This window comes from Acinetobacter sp. AHP123, from assembly GCF_023757925.1.
GTDB classification, from domain to species: domain Bacteria; phylum Pseudomonadota; class Gammaproteobacteria; order Pseudomonadales; family Moraxellaceae; genus Acinetobacter; species Acinetobacter oleivorans.
Genome location: NZ_CP092454.1, coordinates 1,448,640 through 1,463,658, shown reverse-complemented (window position 1 = coordinate 1,463,658; position 15,019 = coordinate 1,448,640). Strand labels below are relative to the sequence as shown.

Below are 15,019 nucleotides of genomic sequence, written 5' to 3'. Positions count from 1 at the left end.
TTTTTGTAAAAAGTGTGACACAGTTCCACTTTTTTATTAAGATTTATGTTTAAATCGTAGCATTACCGTAATTTTACATTTCGTTAAACTCAAAAAATAGTTGAAATGTAATGAACAGAGGGGATGATTAATAATGAAAATTCATTATGGAAAAGCGTTAAGCTTAAGTTTGGTGCTGGGTTTAGCATCACAATTTTCTGCAGCAGCAGTACTTAAAGATACCCCAAATAAGACCGGGTCAGATAAGCAGACTTCGCTTATTGAAAAAGCTTTAGATCAACAGAAACGTAATCCTATTGTATTACCTTCTTCAGATGATGAGCTTAAAGTACTTAATACTATTCGCGTTACACCGACTCAAAATTTTCTTGCCGCACAACACGAACGTTTTTCACGTTTTGTTCAGGCAATCTTCCAGCCGCATGCTTCTTAAAATCTGAAACACCCCCTCTTCGTTTCAGTTTTAGCCCAGACTGACGTTAAATAAAACGTCAGAATACTGGGCTTTTTCGTTATAATAGTTTCAATTTTTATTTTGACCCATTACCTATGAAAGTTCGTACTCGTATTGCACCTTCTCCTACCGGTTTTCCTCATGTCGGCACTGCCTACATCGCTTTATTTAATATGTGTTTTGCGAAACAACATGGCGGAGAATTCATTTTAAGAATTGAAGATACAGACCAACTTCGCTCTACACCAGAGTCTGAAAAAATGATTTTGGATTCATTGCGTTGGTTAGGTTTAAACTGGTCTGAAGGTCCAGATGTAGGTGGTCCTCATGCACCGTATCGCCAATCTGAACGTATGGGAATTTATAAGCAATATGCGTTAGAACTTGTTGAAAAAGGCCATGCTTTTTATTGTTTCGCTACTGCTGAAGAACTAGACCAGATGCGTGCTGAACAACAAGCACGTGGTGAAACACCAAAATATGACGGTCGCGGGTTAAAACTTTCTCAAGAAGAAGTGACTCGTCGCTTAGAAGCGGGCGAACCCCACGTCATCCGTATGAAAGTACCTGAAGAAGGTATTTGTAAATTTAATGACTTATTACGTGGGGAAGTTGAAATTCCTTGGGCGCAAGTCGACATGCAAGTTCTTCTTAAAAATGATGGCTTACCGACTTATCATTTAGCAAATGTTGTAGATGACCATTTAATGGAAATCACGCATGTACTACGTGGTGAAGAATGGCTTCCATCTGCACCGAAGCATCAGTTGCTTTACCAATATTTTGGTTGGGAAATGCCGACACTTTGTCACATGCCATTGTTGCGTAACCCAGATAAATCAAAATTATCTAAACGTAAGAACCCGACATCAATTAACTATTACCGCGATATCGGCGTTTTACCAGAAGCCTTATTAAACTATTTAGGCCGTATGGGCTGGTCAATGCCAGATGAGCGTGAAGTATTTACGCTACAAGACATGATGAATAGCTTTGATATTCAACGTGTTTCACTAGGTGGACCAATTTTCGATGTTGAAAAACTAAATTGGTTAAATGGTCAATGGATCAAAGGTTTAACACCTGGCCAATTATTAGACCGTTTATTAACATGGAAAAGTGATCGCAGCACTTTAGAAGATATTGCAGCTGCCATTCAACCGCGTATTAATTTACTTTCAGAAGCTGTGAATTGGGCTGGTTTCTATTTTAACCATATGCCACAAATTACTGCTGAAATGTTTGAAAGCAAAAAATTGACTCAAGAACAGGTTCGTCAAAGTCTGCAATTTGCAATTTGGCGTCTTGAAGGTCAGTTTACTTGGAATAACGACACTGTTAGCCAAACCCTAATGGATCTTGCGAACCAGATGGAGATTAAATTACGCGATTTCATGCCAGCGTTCTTTATCGCAATTGCAGGTTCAACGAGTTCAACACCTGTAATGCAGTCGATGGTCACCCTTGGACCTGATTTAACTTTCGCTCGTTTACGCCGTGCCTTAGAAGTTGTGGGTGGACCAAGCAAGAAAGAAGTTAAAATTTGGGAAAAACTTAATGAGAGCTTAAAATTGCCTAAAAATGAAGCAACTAGCGAAGCTTAATTCATTTTTTTGTTGACGTGTGAGCGCATCCCCCCTAATATTGCGCTCACACAAACTGGGGTCATAGCTCAGTTGGTAGAGCGCTACAATGGCATTGTAGAGGTCAGCGGTTCGATCCCGCTTGACTCCACCACGCTCCTTTGTGTTTGCCTCATCATGTCCCTATCGTCTAGAGGCCTAGGACATCGCCCTTTCACGGCGGTAACCGGGGTTCGAATCCCCGTAGGGACGCCATATTCTGCTTTAAAAATTATAAAAAGACTCTATCGTCACCTTACTGTTTATTCTTTATCTCTTTCTAGATTGCACATTTGTCTATTTTATCTAAAATAGCGTCTTTCTTAATTCTCTCAATGTGTAATATGCAGCCATCTGACAATCAACTAGATGCTCATCAGCATCAGAACAGTACTGCACCTTTAAAAAGAGCCATGAGTACTCGCCATCTTGTGATGTTATCACTAGGCGGAGCTATCGGAACTGGTCTCTTTTTAGGTTCAGGGGAAGTCATTTCACAAACTGGAGCTATTGGCGCAATTATTGCCTATATACTTGGTGGCGCGATCGCTTATATGGTCATGCTTTGCCTAGGAGAGCTTGCTGTACACATGCCTGTTTCAGGCTCTTTTGGTGCTTATGCCAAAAAATATATTAGTCCTAGTACTGGCTATATGATTTCTTGGATGTACTGGCTGACCTGGACTGCAACGCTTGGAACTGAGTTCACAGCTGCGGCATTACTCATGCAGGAATGGTTCCCACATATTTCAATGTGGATCTGGACAATTGTTTTTGCAATCACTATTTTTGGCTTAAATATTAGTTCAACTCGCATTTTTGCTGAGTCTGAGTTTTGGCTCGCTCTTGTTAAAGTCATTACCGTGATTGCTTTTATTGTACTTGGCCTGCTAGCAATTTTTGGTTTAATTCCTTTTCATGGCAGCCAAACTGCACCGCTATTTAGTAACCTTACAGCGCAAGGCTGGTTCCCACATGGTTTAATTCCTATTTTCACCACCATGCTGATTGTTAACTTTGCTTTCTCAGGCACAGAATTAATTGGCGTAGCAGCAGGTGAAACCAAAGATCCAGCTCAGAATGTACCCAAAGCAATTAATGCCGCGATTTGGCGTCTTCTTATTTTCTTTGTGGGTACCATTATTGTTATTAGTGCTTTGCTTCCCTTCCAGCTTGCAGGTTTAGGCGGTGAAAGCGTAAGTAGCAGTCCATTTGTTACTGTATTTAATTATATTGGCATTCCATATGCGGATGATATTATTCGATTTGTAATTATTACAGCTCTGCTTTCAGCAGCAAACTCAGGACTTTATGCTGCTTCACGTATGATGTGGTCACTGTCGGAACAAAAATTATTACCTAGCGTATTTTCTAAACTTTCAAGAAGTGGAACACCTATTGTTGCTCTAGTTGTAACAATGTTTGGAGCAATTCCTGGTTTGTTATCAGAGCAATTTGCACCAGAGACTATTTTTAAGAATCTACTCGGTGTAGCTGCTTTCACCATGGTTATTGTCTGGATGAGCATTTGTTTAAGTCAGTTCAATTTCCGCCGCCAATGGTACAAATCTGGCCATACTGTTAAAGACTTACAATATGCCGCTCCATTATTCCCTATCGTTCCAATTTTAGGTTTTATTTTCTGCTTTATTACTTGCTTAAGTATGGCTGCAGACCCTGAAATGCGTGCTGGTTTTGTGGGCTGTCTTATTTTTACAGCTTTATGTTATGTCAGCTATTTTATTTTTTACCGCAATAAAGCCTAATTCGCTTTGATTGAATTAAAGTGTAGCAAAAAGCTACACTTTTTTTTGCCTACATACTGGTTTTATATAACGTACCGTTGTAGATTAAAATTTATATTAAAAACAATTCCTTGTATAGAATGAAAATTATATTTATCCACGGGATGAATCAACAGAATTACACTGCTCATCGCTTGAAAGAGCATTGGCTAAAAGTATTTAAGCTTGGCCTAAAACAGATGCCTTGCAAAGTTAACGTGCGCGATCTTCATATTCATATGCCATTTTATGGCGACCTAATGACTAAATATCGATTAAGCAATCAATTAGACCTCAACACGTTATTACCTAAGTCATTTTTAAATAATTATTTACCCATTCATTTACATCCCCATAATCCTCCTGCTAAAGAGCACACCCCATTTGTTCCTTTATTGCTACCAGCAACTGACTCCGCTGAAAAAAGCTTTTCAGAACGAATCTATCTGACCTCTCAGCTCGTAAAAGACCGCGTACTCAAAGAGTTGGTTGTTCTGTTAAATAACTTCCCTAAATTACATGAGAGCTTGATACAACAGTTTCTGATTGAGACTTATATGTACTTATCTAATCCTGAATTTATGGAGGAAGTAAATGAACGGATTTTAAAGAAAATGCGAGAAGATGAAGATTATATTGTCGTTGCACATTCTCTCGGCTCGGTTATTGCTTTTAACCTTCTTTCAAACCCTGCATATCGGTTCTCAATTAAACGATTTATAACGTTAGCTTCTCCTTTATCTTTTCGCGTAATTCAAAGTAAGCTTCCGATTCCAATTGTTAGGCCATCATGTATTCACGGTGATTGGTTTAATTTTTACTCTCAAGACGATTTTCTAACTGCATTTCCACTATGTGAGGCGCCATTTAATTTTGATCCTCCAATTATTAATCAGAAAATTTATACCTTTGCCAACCAACCGCATGAGATTTTAGGTTATCTACAACATCCGTCTGTTATAAAGGCAATTATTGAGCCTTTTCAGAAAAATGAAGGATAAATGTATATATTTTCTACAATTAGAGTTATTTTTAATCGGTTGACTGTTTTTTTTAATATTTCTTCAGAAAACTATTTGACACTTTTATTAAATCGACCTAATATACGCCCACCTCTGAAACGTCCCTATCGTCTAGAGGCCTAGGACATCGCCCTTTCACGGCGGTAACCGGGGTTCGAATCCCCGTAGGGACGCCAATAATTTTTTCAGATGTATGCCTCACATATGTCCCTATCGTCTAGAGGCCTAGGACATCGCCCTTTCACGGCGGTAACCGGGGTTCGAATCCCCGTAGGGACGCCAAATTCTAAAAAGCCACTGCATAACGTCAGTGGCTTTTTTTTACCTAAAAAAATAAAAAGCCAATCAATGATCGGCTTTTACTATGCTCTATGAGCTTGCTATTCCCACTTGTACTTCAAGGCGACCCGACTGTACCCGTAGTCCTCTAATTTCAAATTGATCTACCAATTGTTGGACCAACTCTCGACTTTCTCTCAAAATATTCAAACCAGGTAAAATACTAAAATCTGTCAGACTCAAAAGCTTTTCAACCATCCAAGATCGGTTATTAATAAAATCAATAAATCCTGCCTGCTCTAGGTCAATAAACCACATACGGTGGCCATCACGCTGGATACCCGGAATATCACCAATCAAATGATTAATAAGTGATGGAATGGGTAACATATTTACGACTTCAAAACCAACTCGACCAATACGGCGCACAGCCCAGTTTGACAGTGTTCCTCCATGACGAATCTGGACATCAAGACTTTCATCCATTTGACGTAGGCGCAAAAACTTTTCCTGCCCAATACGACATTCCAATACTTTAAAATCTAAACTTAAACGGTACATGAACCGATGATAATGTCCATCGATCTCGACTTGGAAACTATCATTGCCGCACTTAATTTTAATATCATCAATTTCAGAGCGGTCTATGCGCTTACGGATTTGATTATTTAACAACATTTCAGGTAAGTACAACGTTAGGGTACTCTTGCCCAAAAATGTACGCGCCATTATCAATGCGACTTGGCGTGCGGTTTCACTGGTTTCGGACACCATATCTCTTACAGTGCCGGCCGCCAGATTTGTCATTCCAACAACTCCACGTCTGGTGTGGGTAGTCACTTGATCGAGCGCGTCTAAAGCCGCGTCAGCAACCTCTGCAATATTACGTGTTGTGTCGCTAGCAAACCCAACTGCATCTTGGGCATGTTGCAATGTCTTATGCAGTAATCGACGAGATAATGACGGTTTTGCGGTATCTGGGGTAGCTAAAACCGATGCTGTCGTTGTAGGCTGCGACTTATTGTCATCTTGTTGACCCAAGTCCCTCTCTCCTTTTTATATTTATTCCACGTCCTATTTATGAGTATTTAAGCTCATTTATAGTGCTAATCACACTTCATTTTTCTGTAGATTAGCATGCTCTACAATATTATTTTAATTTTTATGTGTACGGATAAATCATCAGTTTTTTATATTTCTTTGTTTATTCATAAGTAATTTTTTTGCTAACTCATAGCACTTCATCGATATCTTACAAATTTTTTTCTTTTCCGACATTTCCGTTAGAATAGATTCAAACTAAATGTGGAGTTCTCATGCAATATCGTTGCCCTCAATGTCAAAGTGTTAAAATCATGCCTGTAAGCCAAGGCATGAACAGCGTAAAACCAGCAGTTCCTAAAAGCCTCGCTATCTTAATTCCTGCACTTTTTATGCTTTTACTCTTGGTTGTGATTAGCATTTTTATGTGGATTTTTGGCAATGGTGCAGGTAGCACTCTTCAAATTGCAACAGTAGTTGTTTTTGTTGTGACTGTAGGAGCAGGTTTTATGTTTTGGCGTGATTTGCCGGACTTTAAACTGTCTATGCAAGCATTTATGCAGTCACAAAAACATTGGAAATGCCGTGACTGCAATCACGAATGGGAAATTTAAAAAAGTGTTCACATCAGCTTAATGCTGATGTGAATGTTCTTTGTCATCATGCTCGTGTGAAGTATGTTGAGCAATATGCTGACAATTGATCTCGGCATCGTCTTCAATTTGCAAGGTCACTTCGCCAATACCATGTTCATGGGAAAGCATTTCAACAGCATCTTGATAGAGCTTGGTACGATCCGCTTGCGGTGCAAATAAGTGCACCGTTAAATGGATATTTTTAGAAGTAATCGCCCATACTTTAAGTTGGTGAATACTCTCCACACCATTTAAAGAAAGCAGATCTGTACGTAACTTCTCAATATCCACTTCTTCTGGCACGCCTTCGAGCAAAATATTAATACTTTGTTTAAGTAAAACCCATGTTCTTGGTAATACCCAAAAGCCAATCAGTACCGCAATAATCGTATCGACCCAGTACCAGTTGGTGAAGTAAATGATGAGTGCCCCAATAATAACGCCGACTGAGCCTAGCGCATCACTCAATACCTCTAGATAAGCACCTTTCACATTTAAACTGCTATTGGCACTCGACATGAGAATTTTCATTGAGATGAGATTAATTACCAAACCAATGGTCGCCACAATGAGCATTCCCATACTTTGAATTTCAGGTGGCTTAGAGAAGCGGATATAGGCCTCATATAAAATATAAATTGCCACCACAAAAAGCATGAGTGCATTAAATAAAGCAGCCAGAATTTCAAAGCGCTGATAACCGAAAGTGCGTTTATTATCAGCAGGACGTTTGGAAATTTGAATAGCGACCAAAGCAATTGCCAAAGCAGCTGCATCTGTAAACATATGTGCAGCGTCAGAAAGCAATGCCAAACTTTGTGTGATTAAACCTGCAATGACCTCAACAATTAAAAACGTTGTCGTAAGCGCTAAAGCAATTGTTAACTTCTTAGCATTACCTTCAGTCACTACAGCATGACTATGATCATGACCATGATGTCCACCCATTTTGCGGACTCCTTTTTATTTATCTTTATGGTGAGTTAAAAGTAACGATGAAGACACCATTACCTTTAACTCTTTCAAACACTCTTTTGAATTGACTCTATCATCAAAAAAGATATCTCAAATCGATGACATTATGAATGTTCAACACTTTTCGTCTTGCCTTCATTCATCCATCGATAAATGACCGGTAATAAAACCAGCGTTAATATCGTAGATGAAATAATGCCACCGATTACTACAGTTGCCAAAGGTCGCTGTACTTCTGCACCAGTTCCAGTTGCCAAAGCCATTGGAATAAAGCCAAGTGACGCGACACAAGCCGTCATGAGTACAGGTCTTAAACGTAAGATCGCCCCATTCCATGTTGCAGTTTGAATATCAAATTTTTCTCTAAGCTCTTTAATAAAGCTCAGCATCACCAGACCATTCAAAACAGCGACACCTGATAAGGCAATAAACCCAACACCAGCCGACATGGACAGCGGAATATCTCTTAGCCAAAGGGCAATTAGACCACCCGACAAAGCAAATGGCACACCACTAAAGACCAACAGGCTTTCCTTAACATTATGGAATACAGCCATGAGTAGAATGAAAATCATAGCAAGCGCCAATGGAACAACAATTTTCATTCGGGCAGCAGCTGAAGCTAGATTTTCAAACTGACCGCCATATTCCAACCAATAACCTGCTGGCAGTTGTTCCTTTGCAAGTGTTGTTCTTAACTCTTGAACAAATGATCCTAAGTCACGGCCTTCTACGTTTGCAGTAATAATGACACGGCGCTTACCATTTTCACGCCCCACCTGATTTAATCCTGAGGTACGTTCAACTTTAGCAACATCTTGAAGCTGGATCAGTCCACCATTTGGTAGCTGAATCGGAAGTTGAGCTAAGTTTTGGATGGTACGCTGCTGGTCTTCTAGGCGAATTTCAAAATCAAATCGTCTATCACCTTGTAAAATCTGCCCAACATTTTGTCCACCTACACTTGCTGCCACAATATCTTGAATAGCTTTTGCAGATAATCCATATTGCGCAGCCAGAGGTCGGTTAATTTCAACACTCAGCACCGGTAAACCGCTCGTTTGTTCTACCTTAACCGCGGTAGCGCCTGAAATTTTTTGTACTTTCTGAGCGAGTGCTTGAGCCTGCTCATTGAGTACTTGCATATCATCACCAAAAATCTTGACACCAATATCACTCCGGATCCCTGAAATTAGCTCATTAAAGCGCAGCTCGATCGGTTGAGAGAACTCACTGTTATTACCAGGTAATGTCACTAAAAAAGCTTCCATACGTGAACGCAGCTCAGCTAGCGTCTCTTTAGAGTTTGGCCATTGATCATGCGGTTTAAGTAAAATAACTGCATCAGAGATATTTGGCGGCATCACATCCGTTGCAACCTCAGCCGTTCCTGTCCGTGCAAAAACAGCTTTTACCTCTGGAAAGTTTTTCAAAATGAGTTTTTCAGTATTTTCCTGCATTCGCAGTGATTGTTCGAGTCCAGTACTCGGTGAACGCATTTGCTGTAAGGCGAAGTCACCCTCACTAAGCTGTGGAGCAAATTCACTGCCCATTTGGGTAGCTAACACACCTGTGAGCACTAAAATACTTAATGCAAAACTAACAACCACTATCTTAAGCTGATAAGCCTGATCGAGGATATCTCGATATTTCTGCTTTAAAAGCAGCATCCAACGCGTTTCTTTTTCTTTCACTTCGCCCGTAACAAAAAGAGCAACTGCCGCAGGTACAAATGTCACAGAAAGAATCATGGCACCCAATAATGCCATCACCACAGTCATTGCCATTGGATGGAACATTTTGGCTTCAACACCAGATAAAGCAAAAATAGGTAAATAGACCACCAAAATAATCATTTGCCCAAAAATAAGTGGTCGACGGGCCTGTTTTGCTGCAAGGAATACTTCTTTGAATCGGTCAGCCCGTGTAAGTGGCCGATGTAAAGCATGCTGTGCTTCTGCTAGACGTCGAATACAGTTTTCTACAATAACGACTGCACCATCTACAATAATCCCGAAATCGAGCGCTCCTAAGCTCATGAGGTTGGCACTAATGTTTTGTTCAGCCATACCTGTCAGGGTAAATAACATCGAAAGGGGAATAACGCAGGCTGTGATTAAAGCAGCTCGAAAATTTCCTAGAAAAATAAACAAAATCACAATAACCAGAATTGCACCTTCAATAAGGTTCTTCTGTACGGTTGCAATTGCTTTGTTTACTAAACTTGTTCGGTCATAAACCGTTTCGATTTCAACACCTTTAGGTAATGTAGGCTGAATTTCCTTAATTTTGGTATCAACCGCCTGAGCAACGGTACGGCTATTTTCGCCCATCATCATCATGGCAATGCCAAGAACGCTTTCCTCACCATTGTAAGTTGCAGCTCCTGTTCTTAAATCATGCCCAATAGAAACATTTGCTACATCGGCCACGCGAATTGGTAGCCCATTTTTGGTGCTCACAGTAATGTTTTGAATATCTTCAACACTACTTAGCATGCCTGGCACACGAACAGTGAGTTGCTCTCCATTTTCTTCAATGAAACCTGCACCGCGATTTTCATTATTTTCTTGCAGAGCAGTTTGAAATTCATTGATTGAAATCTGAAGCTGCTGCAAACGTTTTAAATCAGGCGATACAATATAAGTTTTATTGTAGCCACCGATACTGTTAATTTCCGCCACGCCTTTCACACGCTGCAATTGAGGACGTACAATCCAGTCCTGAATTTCACGTAAATCCATGGCTGTATAGGCCGTGCCATCTGCTTTTTTAGCACCAGATTTTGCTTTTACGACCCATTGGTAAATTTCACCTAAACCTGTAGAAACAGGAGACATAACTGGATCGACTGATTCAGGCAGTTGCCCGTCCGCCTCTTGTAAACGCTGGTTAATCAGTTGTCTTGCCCAATAAATATCGGTTCCATCTTTAAAAATGATGGTGACTTGAGAAAGCCCATAACGTGAAATAGAACGGGTTTGTTCCAGATTTGGAATTCCAGCCATCGCATTTTCAATAGGATAGGTAATCCGCTGTTCAACCTCTAAAGCGGTATACCCATTGGCTTGAGTATTAATCTGGACCTGCGTATTAGTAATATCTGGAACTGCATCAATAGGAAGCTTTTGATAACTCCAGATCCCAACTCCAATCCAAGTCAGTACAAATAGCATGACCCAAATGGCATTTTGAATAGCAAACTGAATAACTCTATCAAACAGTCCCTCTGGTTTGGGTAGCTCAGGTTTATTAATGTCCATGCTCCGCCTCTCCCTTTTCCAGTTCGGATTTCAGCAAGAAGCTACCTTCTGCCACATAGCGCTGGCTTGGATTAATACCTTTTACAACTTCGACCCACTGGCCATCTTTAGAACGTTGTCCCAACTGCACAGTAACAGGTTCAAACTCAAAACCTGTTTTGACCATTTTTGGAGTAAAGATAACGTCTTTACCTTCAACTTGTTGAATCGCCTGAGCTTTTACACGGGTCACTTTTTGCGTTGTACCTGAAGAATTCAGCTCAACATTAACCATTAAGTTTGGACGCAATTCACTACTATTTGCCAAGACCTTGGCACGTACTTGTAAACGCCCCGTTTGAGCATCGGCTTCAGTTGTTAAACTTTGAACTTGAGCGTTAAATGCATTCCCAGTTTGTAAAGATTTAAATTCAATCTGCTGATTTGGCTGTAAATTCAGATTTGCGGTGCTTGGTAAAATAAACTCCAGCCACAACTGATCAAGCTGATTAATAATAAAAAGTTGGTCTGCTAGCTGTACGTTTTCACCCACCACAATATCTTTATTACTCACCATCCCAGCAATTGGCGCTGTTAAGGTATAGCGCCCTCCTGAGCCGGAACCCGCCCCGAATGCACTTAGACGTGAGCGAGCTGCTTTCACTTGAATTTGTGCTTGCTGATAGGCGTTATAAGCTCGTTGATAATCTTGTTTGGCAGAAATTCCTTGAGACCATAAGCTACGCTCACGTTCATAGTCCTGACGCGCTAAATCAAGATTAGACTGTGCAATTTGCAAATTTGCTTGTTGATCGACTAAATCTGGAACCAATAAGCTTGCAAGAGCCTGCCCTTTTTTAACCTGTTGCCCCAATTCAACATATACCGCTTCGACACGACCACTAAAACTTGGTGAGACATGGGCTTGTCGATCTGTATTCACAACCAGTTTTGCTGGATAAGTTTGAAGTTGAGGAACCTCACCTAGTTCAGCTTGTTCAATTTTTAAATTTTGTTCCTGCATTTGCTGAGCAGTGAGTAGCAGTGGTTTTTCACCTTCTTCGTGGTGTTCTTCACCCCCTTCTTCAGCATGCCCGTGACCTTCCGATGCTTCAGAAGAATTAGATTTATTTTTTGAATTTAAAACCAGTAAACCAATTAATATTGCAGTGATTGCAGCAATCACCCCGACCCAAAGCCATTGAGAATTTTTCTTTAAATTTGTCGACATTATTATTCTCCTACCTGAGTTGGGAATGTTTGACTTTGTTGCCAAGCACGTTGATTGAGTTGCATTAAGGCATCTTTCGCCATGATTTGTTCTGGTTCTAACCCAAGACGCAAACTTTGAATTTCAATTGAATTTTGCCAAGCTTGTTTTAATAGCTCGACTTTACGTAAGCGCACGTCTTGCAATTGCATGGTGGCTTGTTGAACATCGGTAACGGCGAACTTACCCAAACGGAAACCTTGCAATGTTTTTTGCTGAACTTGAATAGCAAGAGGAACTTGCTGATCATTCAGTTGTTTAAACTGGATACGTAAACCTTTTAACTCTGACATTAGGGTTTCAATATCAACCTGATTTTGCTGTCGATAAAAGCTTTGCTGACGTTGAGATAGCTCTTGTTTGGCCTGAGCAATCTTGATTCCGTATTGCTGGCGATTAAAAAGATTTAAAGGAATTTCCACACCTAAACGAATTTGGTTATCTGTACTCTGTTCTGGAGAACGAGTGTTATTAACACCCAAAGTTACAGTAGGTTGCTGTCTTGCTTTTGCTTTAAGCTGTTGAATATTGGCTTGCTGAGCAAGAGCATCTAGCTGGAAAGAACGCTCTAATAAATTATTTTGCGCATCTTGGCTGGATTCTACATTCGCTGCCAATGCCCATAATTGATTTGGACTTTGCAATAGCTGAAACTGACTTGAACCACCTCCCCATAAGTTCACCAATTGTTGTTTCGCAACTTGAAGTTTTAAATCAACTTGTTGGTATAAACGCTGATTTTCCAAGTGAGACATCCGCACTCGATCTACATCAACTTGCGCAATACTTCCTGCTTGATAACGCTTTTCCGATGCTTGTAAATTTTCTTGGCTGACTTCTAACTGCTCTGCAATAAGAGACTTTTCAAGCTCAAGTAAAGCCACTTGTGACCAGAAATATTTAACGATTAATCCAAGCTCAGCTTGATAACGCTGTTCAGCCAAATCAATTTTTGATATTTCCACTTTTGCTAAGTTTTGCGCTGCCTTACGTTGTCCAAAAATATCTAAAGGCTGAGAAATGCCTATCGCAAGTTCTTTTTCTTGATCACTTTGGAAGCCAGTTTGTTCAATGGAAAGACTTGGGTTGGCCCATAAACGACTTTGCTTTAAATTGGCCTCAGCCATTTGCTGCTGTGCTTGCCAAACACCTTGCTGACTTTGATATTTTTGTACCTGCTCTAAGGCTTGGTCAAAAGTAAAGGCTGCTTTTTGAATATAACGTTCTTGTTGAATCTCAGACTGAGCCATCGCTACTTGTCCAGCCAATAGCATGGCAACAGATAGGCTTGAGATTGTTAAAACCTTTTTTAACGTTATCTTAACGTTACTCTCTAAGTGAGAAGTAGAACTCACTCGAGTTGAAAAAATAGAAGACATGTTTTTGCCCCGCAATAAATAAGAGATGCGGTGGGCTTGTTTTGGCTACCCCACCTATAGCGGGGTTAAAACAGGAGGAGGTTTTAAAGCAGTAAGATGGGGTGACTGGTAAGAATTAGACCAGTGATAAATTTGTGAGAGTTCCTGCACATGCACTACAGGTGTTTCAGCTTGCTTTGCAACTTCAGTCATCACCACATGAAAACATGAAGGCAAATGATCATGATGATCTTGCAAATTTAAAGGCGCTTTATGAGAAATATTTCCAGCATCTTTCTGTTCAGTATGAGCTTGATGTGAAGGTTGATATACATCTAAAGCTGCGTGATGCCCGAAATGATGCAATGCTTTTTCCTGATTTTCATGCGCGCAAAATGCAGCTGCTACATTCCATAAACTCTGGAATATAAGCAAACTAAACAAGATGGACATAAAAATTGCGGAACGTGGCAAAAGCACACCATTAAACTAAAAAGTTGAACAAAGGCACTATAACAGGCTCTAGGCATGTAATAAAATTACAAAACCTCGATTCATAAATCTCCGTTTTTTAATTTAGAACTTATCTCACTCTATATGAGACAAAAATAATTTCTTTTGAGTAATCATTATGTACAAGCTTTTTTCTGCATCTATATTAACAATTTGTCTGGGCTTAACGGGCTGCGCGACCAATATGTTGTCCACCGCTTTACCAAATGAAACAACTGAAATTAAAACAACCATTTTAAAAACCGATCAAATTATTGCCTTAGGTCAAGCAGTTAAAAATGAGCAAGAACAAGGCCTTGTGTTTATTGGTCAAGATTATAATTATTTGATGACAGAAGGGAGTTCTAAATTTCTTAATATTATTAAAAATATTCCAGCAGAACAGAGAACTTTGAATATTTCATCACCTCTTGTCCTTGAAATGGATGATCCCACCCATTTTCACGGAGAACTTCAATTTCAATATAAAACTCCTCTATCAGTACTTTCTGATCAACAAAAAGAAAATTTAAAAAACTTGGGATTTAAAAATCATTTTGTCGTGATGGAAAATCAAAAAGAAGTTTTATATCCGTACGCCTTTCTTCCTTTTAAAGGACAAATTTATAAAGCTCCAAGCACACAAAAAATTCAACAAGCCATGCCTACTCCCTACTCAGTCGCTTTACAGCAAAAAGATGAGATAACCAAGAAACATCCGTTTAAACGTGTAACACGCATGGCGTTATATCCTTTAGCAATGACCTTTGACGTGATTACGGTAGCTCCATCATTAATATGGTCAGATTTACATGGTGACTTTAATAAATAAGATCTTTCACTCT

The 15,019-nt window shown here is 39.8% G+C and carries 12 protein-coding genes and 4 tRNA genes; 10 read left to right on the top strand and 6 right to left on the bottom strand.

Annotation, left to right across the window (positions count from 1 at the left end; genetic code table 11):
- The first annotated feature begins 133 nt into the window (after positions 1 to 133).
- From MJX77_RS06970 to MJX77_RS06935, 8 genes are all read left to right on the top strand, one after another.
- Positions 134 to 433, top strand: coding sequence for a hypothetical protein (locus MJX77_RS06970; RefSeq protein ID WP_005300933.1), 300 nt, complete (start codon positions 134 to 136; stop codon positions 431 to 433).
- A gap of 116 nt (positions 434 to 549) precedes the next feature.
- Positions 550 to 2,058, top strand: a complete 1,509-nt coding sequence (gene gltX, locus MJX77_RS06965; RefSeq protein ID WP_252061003.1) for a glutamate--tRNA ligase — start codon at positions 550 to 552, stop codon at positions 2,056 to 2,058.
- A 57-nt stretch (positions 2,059 to 2,115) separates the two neighbouring features.
- Positions 2,116 to 2,191 (top strand) — tRNA-Ala (locus MJX77_RS06960).
- A gap of 25 nt (positions 2,192 to 2,216) precedes the next feature.
- Positions 2,217 to 2,292 (top strand) — tRNA-Glu (locus tag MJX77_RS06955).
- Between the two features lie 128 nt (positions 2,293 to 2,420).
- The gene (locus MJX77_RS06950; RefSeq protein ID WP_005300929.1) at positions 2,421 to 3,842 is read left to right on the top strand and encodes an amino acid permease; all 1,422 of its coding nucleotides are present in this window, start codon (positions 2,421 to 2,423) and stop codon (positions 3,840 to 3,842) included.
- Positions 3,843 to 3,961: 119 nt separating this feature from the next.
- Positions 3,962 to 4,861, top strand: coding sequence for a hypothetical protein (locus MJX77_RS06945; RefSeq protein WP_199986871.1), 900 nt, complete (start codon positions 3,962 to 3,964; stop codon positions 4,859 to 4,861).
- A 121-nt stretch (positions 4,862 to 4,982) separates the two neighbouring features.
- Positions 4,983 to 5,058, top strand: a tRNA-Glu gene (locus MJX77_RS06940).
- 30 nt (positions 5,059 to 5,088) lie between these two features.
- Positions 5,089 to 5,164, top strand: a tRNA-Glu gene (locus MJX77_RS06935).
- Positions 5,165 to 5,251: 87 nt separating this feature from the next.
- Here MJX77_RS06935 and MJX77_RS06930 read toward each other — a convergent pair.
- Positions 5,252 to 6,202, bottom strand: coding sequence for a hypothetical protein (locus MJX77_RS06930; RefSeq protein ID WP_005300925.1), 951 nt, complete (start codon positions 6,200 to 6,202; stop codon positions 5,252 to 5,254).
- Between the two features lie 275 nt (positions 6,203 to 6,477).
- Between MJX77_RS06930 and MJX77_RS06925 the strand changes: the two genes are divergently transcribed.
- Positions 6,478 to 6,816: a membrane protein gene (locus tag MJX77_RS06925; protein ID WP_005300922.1), complete on the top strand. Its 339-nt coding sequence runs from the start codon at positions 6,478 to 6,480 to the stop codon at positions 6,814 to 6,816.
- 18 nt (positions 6,817 to 6,834) lie between these two features.
- Here the strand turns inward: MJX77_RS06925 and MJX77_RS06920 are convergent, their stop codons facing one another.
- From MJX77_RS06920 to MJX77_RS06900, 5 genes are all read right to left on the bottom strand, one after another.
- Entirely contained in the window at positions 6,835 to 7,785 is a 951-nt protein-coding gene (locus tag MJX77_RS06920; RefSeq protein ID WP_107880547.1) for a cation diffusion facilitator family transporter, read from the bottom strand.
- A 131-nt stretch (positions 7,786 to 7,916) separates the two neighbouring features.
- Complete coding sequence (locus tag MJX77_RS06915; protein ID WP_252061002.1) at positions 7,917 to 11,075, bottom strand: efflux RND transporter permease subunit; 3,159 nt, start codon at positions 11,073 to 11,075, stop codon at positions 7,917 to 7,919.
- Positions 11,065 to 12,285 carry an efflux RND transporter periplasmic adaptor subunit gene (locus MJX77_RS06910; protein ID WP_252061000.1) on the bottom strand — a complete coding sequence of 407 codons (1,221 nt, stop codon included), beginning with the start codon at positions 12,283 to 12,285 and terminating at the stop codon, positions 11,065 to 11,067. The genes MJX77_RS06915 and MJX77_RS06910 overlap by 11 nt, the downstream gene beginning before the upstream one ends.
- A 2-nt stretch (positions 12,286 to 12,287) precedes the next feature.
- On the bottom strand, positions 12,288 to 13,703 hold the full coding sequence (locus MJX77_RS06905) for a TolC family protein (protein WP_252060998.1): 1,416 nt from the start codon (positions 13,701 to 13,703) through the stop codon (positions 12,288 to 12,290).
- Between the two features lie 54 nt (positions 13,704 to 13,757).
- Positions 13,758 to 14,156: a cation efflux protein, CzcI-like gene (locus MJX77_RS06900; RefSeq protein WP_215903543.1), complete on the bottom strand. Its 399-nt coding sequence runs from the start codon at positions 14,154 to 14,156 to the stop codon at positions 13,758 to 13,760.
- 157 nt (positions 14,157 to 14,313) lie between these two features.
- Here MJX77_RS06900 and MJX77_RS06895 point away from each other — a divergent pair, with 157 nt between their 5' ends.
- On the top strand, positions 14,314 to 15,006 hold the full coding sequence (locus tag MJX77_RS06895) for a YidX family protein (protein ID WP_252060997.1): 693 nt from the start codon (positions 14,314 to 14,316) through the stop codon (positions 15,004 to 15,006).
- Positions 15,007 to 15,019: the final 13 nt, after the last annotated feature.

Excerpts from the sequence above, each read along its gene's own strand:
- MJX77_RS06910 (WP_252061000.1), bottom strand. The coding sequence starts at position 12,285 with ATGTCGACAAATTTAAAGAAAAATTCTCAATGGCTTTGGGTCGGGGTG.
- MJX77_RS06925 (WP_005300922.1), top strand. The coding sequence starts at position 6,478 with ATGCAATATCGTTGCCCTCAATGTCAAAGTGTTAAAATCATGCCTGTA.
- MJX77_RS06950 (WP_005300929.1), top strand. The coding sequence starts at position 2,421 with ATGCAGCCATCTGACAATCAACTAGATGCTCATCAGCATCAGAACAGT.
- MJX77_RS06915 (WP_252061002.1), bottom strand. The coding sequence starts at position 11,075 with ATGGACATTAATAAACCTGAGCTACCCAAACCAGAGGGACTGTTTGAT.
- MJX77_RS06970 (WP_005300933.1), top strand. The coding sequence starts at position 134 with ATGAAAATTCATTATGGAAAAGCGTTAAGCTTAAGTTTGGTGCTGGGT.
- MJX77_RS06895 (WP_252060997.1), top strand. The coding sequence starts at position 14,314 with ATGTACAAGCTTTTTTCTGCATCTATATTAACAATTTGTCTGGGCTTA.
- MJX77_RS06945 (WP_199986871.1), top strand. The coding sequence starts at position 3,962 with ATGAAAATTATATTTATCCACGGGATGAATCAACAGAATTACACTGCT.
- gltX (WP_252061003.1), top strand. The coding sequence starts at position 550 with ATGAAAGTTCGTACTCGTATTGCACCTTCTCCTACCGGTTTTCCTCAT.
- MJX77_RS06905 (WP_252060998.1), bottom strand. The coding sequence starts at position 13,703 with ATGTCTTCTATTTTTTCAACTCGAGTGAGTTCTACTTCTCACTTAGAG.
- MJX77_RS06920 (WP_107880547.1), bottom strand. The coding sequence starts at position 7,785 with ATGGGTGGACATCATGGTCATGATCATAGTCATGCTGTAGTGACTGAA.